Raw genomic sequence first — 7039 nt, forward strand, 5'->3', positions numbered from 1 at the left:
AATTTCCAATTTTTATTAAAAATAATTAAAACAACTAAAAAACCCTTCCATCTACCATGGAAGGGCTACTATTATTTTCTACTTAAATCCATTTCTTCGTAAGAAACAATTTTTGTTTTATGCTTGAATTTATAACCTAACCAAACGATTAAAAACACTGGAATTCCAATGTAAGAAACAAGTACACCTTGCCAATCAATTACATTACCAGTAAATGCTTGGTAGTTCTGAGCTAGTACGATAAACAAGCAAGCTAAGAATGCTAAGATTGGTCCTAATGGGAACCATTTTGCGCGGTAAGGTAAGTCTTTTAAATCCTTTCCTTGAGCAACATAACCTTTACGGAAACGATAATGAGAAATTGCAATACCTAACCAAGCAAGAAAACCTGATAAACCTGATAAATTTAATAACCAAGTATACACTTGACCTTCACCGAAAAATGAAGATAAACAAGCTAGTGAACCAACTGCAAGTGTTACAAATAGAGCATTTGTAGGAACTCCGTTTTTATTTACTTTTGTTAAGAACTTAGGAGCTTTTCCTTCAATTGCTAATGTGTATAACATACGTGTTGACGCATATGTTCCACTATTACCTGCTGATAAAACTGATGTTAAGATAACTGTATTCATAACAGAAGCTGCAAATGCAACACCTAATTTTTCAAAAACTAAAGTAAATGGGCTAACAGCTACGTCGCCTCTCATTAAATCTGGATCTGTATAAGGAATCAATAAACCAATGACTACAATTGCTAAAACATAAAATAATAGAATACGCCAGAAAATTTGACGGATCGCTTTCGGAACATTTTTTTCCGGATTTTCTGTTTCACCTGCTGCAACACCAATTAACTCTGTGCCTTGGAATGAGAAACCCGCAACTATGAAGATTGATAAAACACCTAAGAAACCATTATGAAACGGAGCATCACCAACTGTAAAGTTCTTAAACCCACCACTATGTCCGCTCAAAATTCCAAAAATCATTGCAATACCAACAATTAAAAAGACTATTACAGTCACAACTTTAATTAAAGAAAACCAAAACTCTGACTCACCGTAACCTTTAACTGAAAGTAAATTTAAACCTAAAATAATCACCAAAAAGATTCCGCTCCATAAAACAGCTGGAGTATGTGGGAACCAATATTTCATTAACATTGCTGAAGCCAATAATTCAAATGCTAACGTAATGGCCCAGTTATACCAATAGTTCCAACCCATTGCAAAACCGAATGCAGGATCAACATAACGAGAACCATAAGTACTAAATGAACCTGACACTGGTAGATATGTCGCCATCTCACCTAAACTTGTCATTAAGAAATAAACCATAATACCAATTAATCCATACGCTACAATAGCTCCACCAGGACCAGCTTCACTAATTGAAGCTCCACTTGCTAAAAACAGTCCAGTTCCAATCGAACCACCGATTGAAATCATTGTTAAATGTCTTGCTTTAAGACCTCTTTTTAAAGAAGTTTCCTGCGTAGCAGTTTCTATTTGATCATTTTTTGGGAGAGATTGTCCCATTTTGTTTCCTCCTCTTCATTCTTGCAATATTATCTTTACGCGAGAATATGGGACGATATAAAAGTGTTGTATGATGTATATTTTACTCAGAATTTTCAACAATATGTAATGATTGGAAAATCTGGTAAATACAAAAAACACGTGAAGCAATGTTCACGTGTTCAAGACTCAATATATGTGTCAAACAGCATCAACATCTCTTCAATAGCCCTCCACAAGAAATCTTGTGACAGTCCTACGCTTATTCAGCAATAGGCCCAGCAATAAATTTAAATGGTAAATTTATTACTTCGGCAGTTTCACCTTTAATTACTTTTCACAGGTCCCATAAACCTCCAAGTAACGACTAATCAAAACCGCGCCTCTATCCATACGAGATAAAGATCATATTAAATTAATTTTTATAAACTCAATATACAGTCTACTAATCTAGTTTGTCAATAAAATTTTCGACAAAAAGTGAGAGACAGGATTTAGGAAAGACTGACTTATGTTTGCTGTTTCCCTCTTCATGTTGCTCCATTTCCGTTTGCTTACACGAAAATCTCTTCAACTGTCTTATCAATACTACAGGAGTCTCGCACCTTAAACTCATCAAAAGTTTAACGAGAACTAGTTTCTCCTTTCTTTTACCTTTTACTAGGTTTTTTGTATAATAGTGCTATGTACTGCATAAGGAGGAATTTAACACATGACAATTTTTAAAGCATTAACTCTTGCTGGATCTGATAGTAGTGGTGGCGCGGGTTTACAAGCTGATATTAAAACATTCCAAGAACGTAATGTTTATGGTATGAGTGCTATTACAACATTAGTTGCAATGGATCCGCATAATCATTGGCATCATCAAGTATTTCCAATTGATATAGATACGATTGCAGCGCAATTAGAAACAATTGTTGTTGGAGTTGGTATTCAAGCAATGAAAACAGGTATGCTTGGTTCAATTGAAATAATTGAATTAGCTGCTAAAACAATAAAGAAACATAATATTGATCGAGTAGTTGTAGATCCAGTTATGATTTGCAAAGGGAATGACGAAGCTCTTCATCCTGAAACAAATGATGCATTAAGAGAAATTTTAGTTCCACTTTCAACTGTTGTAACACCAAATTTATTTGAGGCAGCTCAATTAGCTAATATGACGCCAATCTGCACAGTTGAACAAATGGAGGAAGCCGCTCGTAAAATCCACGCCTTAGGTGCTAAATATGTTTTAGTTAAAGGCGGAAGCAAAATTCAGCATGAAAATGCAATAGATGTATTATTTGACGGTGAAAAAATCGAACATTTAGAATCTGACCGAATTGAAACTACATATACTCACGGCGCAGGATGCACGTACTCTGCAGCTATTTGCGCAGAACTTGCTAAAGGTGCAGAACCAAGAGAAGCAATTTACACAGCAAAAAAATTCATCACTGAAGCGATTCGTCACTCTTTCCCACTAAATCAATACGTAGGTCCAACAAACCACATGGCGTATAGATTACATGGTGAAAAGTAAGTAACTCCTAAAAAGCAGGAATAGGACATATCTTATCCCTGCTTTTTTATAACCTGAGAATTAAAAACGTAAATAAAAAAAGAGCAAGTTTATAGAATTCTTCTAAACAATGCTCTTTTAAAATATTAAAATGATTTCTTAACCCTGCTTTTCCTTAATCTTGCTCTTAATACTTTTCCCAAGTTACAACTTCATCTAATGTTAAACGAACTTTTTCAAAGCCTGCTTTCACACCTTTACCAACAGAAATTAACATAACTGGTTTAAAGTTTTCAGGTACATTAAATGCTTCAACAAACTTCGCTTGATCAAATCCACCCATTGGAACTGTGTCTAAACCTTTTGCTTTTGCAGCAAGCATTAATTGCATTGACACTAATCCTCCGTCAATCATAGCAACTTTTGTTGCAACTTCTTCTGGGAAGTTACCGTAATTTTTTACAATTGATCCAACATAGAAGTCTTTAACTTCCTGTGTCATCATACCTTTTTCAACTAATTCATCATAAATTCTGTCCGCATTTTTATAAGCTTTTATATCACCTAAAACAGCTATTACAACAGACGCATCAACAACTTGTTGCTGATTATTAGCAATTGGAAGTAATTTTTGTTTTGTGTCTTGATCTTTAATTACAAGGAATCTCCAAGGCTGTAAATTTGATGAAGAAGGAGCTTGAATTGCAATTTCTAATAGTTCCTTAATTTCATTATCAGTCATTTGGTAACTAGGGTCATAGTGTCGAACTGAACGTCTTTCTTTAACAACTGTAAAGAAATCAGTGCTATCAATCTCTTTTGGAGCCTCATTACCAAAATCAATTTCGTTTACTTTATTTAAATATTCTTCTCTTTCAGATTTAACGTTTGTCATATTAGCCTCTCCTCTATAACTGTGTTAATTACAAATACAGTATATGACTTTAACTGTATAAAAGTCAACTACAGTTAACAAAAAAAAATAAAATCGAAACATGTTGTTTCGATTTCATTTTATGCATTATCTTTAGGTAATAAATCTGAAATTGTTTTTTTCGCAAGACCTTCTACAAGCCAACTCTCCATCTCATCCTTTAAATCATATAAAGCGGATCGTGTAGATGGAGCAAAACATTCCTTACTATTTACATCTAAAAACCCTTTCGAATATGGATCGGATCTCATCGCATCATATACATCTTTTAATGTAATTTCATTAGCATCTCTTGCTAAATAATACCCACCGTCTCGGCCTTCTTTCGCTGAAATAATTCCTGCTTTAACTAAATTGGCAAGAATTTTTCTTAAAAAAGTAGACTGAGCTTCAAGTTTTTGAGCTAATACTACACTTGGACAGATTCCATCTTGCTCTGCCAAAATTAGCAGAGATTGTAGTGCTAGTCCAAACCATTTTGTACTAGAAACCTTATCTTTCAAGAGCTTTCACCTCAATTACTAGTCTAAACTATTTTCTAAAAAAGACAACCTTCTATCCATTATTGTTCGTTTTTACTAAAAAAGGCTTCTCTTTAAACGATTGAAAACTAAACGATTTTTAGGGGAAGCTTACTGACTTTGCTTAAATTTACATTTAAATAAATGAGTAGGATTTCACTTTATTTTTACAAATTATCATTTTATTTTTTTTGACATTTTATCATAATAAATTTAAATGGAGGCTTATGTTCCATATTCTTATGTGGCTCAACAATTTCCGAACATTCCATCAGTACATATTGTCCAAATTCATCTTTTATCGACTCAGAATCATAAAAGAACATGCTTACCCCTTCCAATATTTCAAAATAATCTTTACCAAGTTTTTTACCCTTTCCGAACATTGGGGCTAATATCCGTTTGGCTTTAACTGATTGTAGCAATCTTTAATAAACTTAACTCTTTCGTTATGATTTAATAGGTGAATAAGTGCATAACAAAATATACCATCGTATAGTTTTTGATCAAAAGGCATATCAGTTACCGAGCCATGAAAAATATCAATATTAACGTTATTTTTCTTTGCCAATTCAATCGCTGTTTTTGAAATTTCGATACCTGTGACACTTGTTTCATTTTTGATGTACAAAAAAAGAAAGACCTGAGGCCTTTCTTCCTTGAGATACACATTAAGAAGCATTACTCTTAGCAATTTCTTTATCTGATAGACGTTCATTACCCATTAGGAAAATTGAAATAAATGCTAATCCTACTGGAATTAATGTCCAAAGGAATGTATGAGCAATTGATGTCGAAAATACATCTGTAATCTTTGCCAATATTGGAGCTGGAATCATTTTGGCAGCTTCTGGCGTAAATGCTTGATTAATATTTGAAAGATTCTGCGGTGCTCCGCTATTTGCAAATGCATCCGTTATTTTATCTGTAAATACATTTCGTTGAATAACCCCAAAAACTGTAATACCTACTGTCATTCCTAATGCACGTAAAAATGCGTTAGTTGAACTAGCAGAACCACGGTTTTCATTATCAAAATGATGCATCGCTGACATACCTAGTACCGAGAATGATGCACCTACTCCAAGCCCGACAATGACCATATAGATAATAATTTGCAATTTAGTCGTATCAGGTGTTAATGTTCCTAAACAAATAATACCAGCCAATAAAAGTACGACCGATCCAAGCATTAAGTTACGATAACTTGTTTTATTTGCTAATGCTCCGCCAAATGATGCAGAGACACTTACACTTACCATCATAGGTAATAGAACTAAACCAGAATTCGTTGCTGTTCCACCTTGGACAAATTGGATAAAAATTGGAATATAAATTGTTGCAGCAATAAAAGCAGCCCCATAAAATAAACCAACAAAGTTACTAGCAGCAAAAAGACGATATTTAAACATGCTAAACGAGATAATTGGTTCAGCAGCTTTACGTTCAATAAATAAAAAGATAATAAGGAAAACTGCAAATCCTGCAAATAAGCTTAAAATTTGAGCTGAATCCCATGCATATTCTTTTCCTCCAAGCTCTAATGCAAACATTAAACAGACAATACTTATAACAAAAGTTGTTGCACCCCACCAATCGATTTGTTGCTTCGTATGGTTTTTGGATTCAACATAAAAATAACTAATTAATCCTAGTGTTAATAATCCAAATGGAATATTAATATAGAATATAAATCTCCAGTCAATATAATCAGTGATATAAGCACCAATTAGTGGACCAAGCACACTTGATAAACCAAAAACGGCACCAAAAATACCGCTCATTTTACCACGTTTTTCTACTGGGAATACATCCCAAATAATCGAAAATGCAATTGGCATTAATGCACTTCCACCGATCCCTTGAATAGCACGGTAAATACTAAGCTGAATAATAGAAGTTGCCGTTCCACAAAGAATCGAACCTAAAATAAATAAAATAATACCTAACATGAAAAATCTTTTTCTACCGTACATATCAGAAAGCTTACCAAAGATTGGCATACCAGCCATTTCTGTAACTAAGTAAGCAGATGTAACCCAAACAAATTTATCATAGCCGCCTAAATCCTTTAAAATTGTTGGCATCGCTGTTGAAACAATTGTGTTATCAAGAGAAGCAAAAAATATGCCAAGCAATAACGCAATCATAACAGGAACTAATTTAGTTTCCCTTTTTTGCATAAAAATCTCTCCTTTTACCTTCGAACCGAATGTTTATCCTCTTAGTTTAGACGATTAGAAAACACCTGTTTTTCAGAACCCAAAGTCAGTTGAGGAGCACAGAAACGGTAATGTACACAACTGACATGCAAAGCAATGAGGACAAGAGTTTTCCAAGAATTTAAACTAATCTTTATTAATGTATAGAATTGCGTTACTCAATAGACCTAAACCTATTCCAATACCAAAACCAATAAATCCACCAGCGATTAAATGGGATGTAAAATAACCTACACCTAACCCAATCGTTAATCCTAAAATTACAAAAGCACCATAAAAAATACCAACTGCTTCTTCATGTCTCATAAGGTCATTCCCTCCTTTAAGTAAAATAA

General features: G+C 33.8%; 5 protein-coding genes, 2 pseudogenes and 1 riboswitch. Of the genes and pseudogenes, 1 reads left to right on the forward strand and 6 read right to left on the reverse strand.

Annotation, left to right across the window (positions count from 1 at the left end):
* Window positions 1-71 precede the first annotated feature (71 nt).
* Window positions 72-1541 carry an amino acid permease gene (locus tag B7R67_RS14635; protein ID WP_088071654.1) on the reverse strand — a complete coding sequence of 490 codons (1470 nt, stop codon included), beginning with the start codon at window positions 1539-1541 and terminating at the stop codon, window positions 72-74.
* A 197-nt stretch (window positions 1542-1738) separates the two neighbouring features.
* Window positions 1739-1916: riboswitch (Lysine riboswitch) on the reverse strand.
* A 316-nt stretch (window positions 1917-2232) separates the two neighbouring features.
* Between B7R67_RS14635 and pdxK the strand changes: the two genes are divergently transcribed.
* The gene (gene pdxK / locus B7R67_RS14640) at window positions 2233-3048 is read left to right on the forward strand and encodes a pyridoxine/pyridoxal/pyridoxamine kinase (RefSeq protein WP_088071656.1); all 816 of its coding nucleotides are present in this window, start codon (window positions 2233-2235) and stop codon (window positions 3046-3048) included.
* A gap of 166 nt (window positions 3049-3214) precedes the next feature.
* Here the strand turns inward: pdxK and B7R67_RS14645 are convergent, their stop codons facing one another.
* The 5 genes and pseudogenes from B7R67_RS14645 to B7R67_RS14665 form a co-directional block, all read right to left on the reverse strand.
* Entirely contained in the window at window positions 3215-3922 is a 708-nt protein-coding gene (locus B7R67_RS14645; protein ID WP_088071658.1) for a nitroreductase family protein, read from the reverse strand.
* Window positions 3923-4041: 119 nt separating this feature from the next.
* Window positions 4042-4464: an RrF2 family transcriptional regulator gene (locus B7R67_RS14650; RefSeq protein ID WP_088071660.1), complete on the reverse strand. Its 423-nt coding sequence runs from the start codon at window positions 4462-4464 to the stop codon at window positions 4042-4044.
* A 200-nt stretch (window positions 4465-4664) separates the two neighbouring features.
* A pseudogene (locus B7R67_RS14655) lies at window positions 4665-5101 on the reverse strand (class I SAM-dependent methyltransferase); the annotation flags it as partial.
* 52 nt (window positions 5102-5153) lie between these two features.
* On the reverse strand, window positions 5154-6665 hold the full coding sequence (locus B7R67_RS14660; protein WP_088071662.1) for an MDR family MFS transporter: 1512 nt from the start codon (window positions 6663-6665) through the stop codon (window positions 5154-5156).
* A 165-nt stretch (window positions 6666-6830) separates the two neighbouring features.
* Window positions 6831-7039 (reverse strand): annotated as a pseudogene (locus B7R67_RS14665) (hypothetical protein); the annotation flags it as partial.

This window comes from Gottfriedia luciferensis (assembly GCF_002156865.1).
GTDB classification, from domain to species: domain Bacteria; phylum Bacillota; class Bacilli; order Bacillales; family Bacillaceae_G; genus Gottfriedia; species Gottfriedia luciferensis.